General features: G+C 56.6%; 1 pseudogene. It reads left to right on the top strand.

Features of this window, described 5'->3' with window-relative positions:
- A pseudogene (locus ACP5J3_RS15020) lies at positions 1 to 379 on the top strand (hypothetical protein); the annotation flags it as partial.
- Between the last annotated feature and the right edge of the window lie 193 nt (positions 380 to 572).

Below are 572 nucleotides of genomic sequence, written 5' to 3' on the forward strand. Positions count from 1 at the left end.
ATACGGCTTGGAGATAGTTTTACAAGGCGTTAGGGCTTTGGCGCTTGCGCTGTCTATTATCCTCATGGGGCTCTCCGCAGTTCCGCCTAGGTGGAGAAGCGGAGAGGCGTTCAGCGCCGTGGGGCTGTTTTTGTCAATACCGGCGACGGCCGCCGTAGAGCGGCCACAGCTCGCCGTCTATGTGGGCCTCGCCCTCTCGCCCCTCGCACTACATGCGCTCTTAAAAGGCGACGGCACAAGCCGCTTTTTAGCCTACACGGGGCTGGCTTTGTACCTAACCTACTTTATACCTCCGTGGGCAGTCCCGGCGTGGGCCGTCGCCGTCCTCGCAGTAGCCCACTATATCGACAAGTCCGCAACCAAGCCGAGCCAGTCTTAGCCACGGATTATCTCCAGCCGGATTTCCTCCACTTTTGGGAAAAAGCTACGACATCGACCGGAGGCGCCTCGGCAACACAAAGAACCTGGCGTAGAAAGCGGCACATATCCACGTGGCAGAGACCTAAAGGTAACAATACAGATGACGCCATGCTGACTCTAATTCGCCTATAACTATACTAAACCTCGTCGCA

It is taken from the genome of Pyrobaculum sp., from assembly GCF_049971835.1.
GTDB lineage: Archaea > Thermoproteota > Thermoprotei > Thermoproteales > Thermoproteaceae > Pyrobaculum.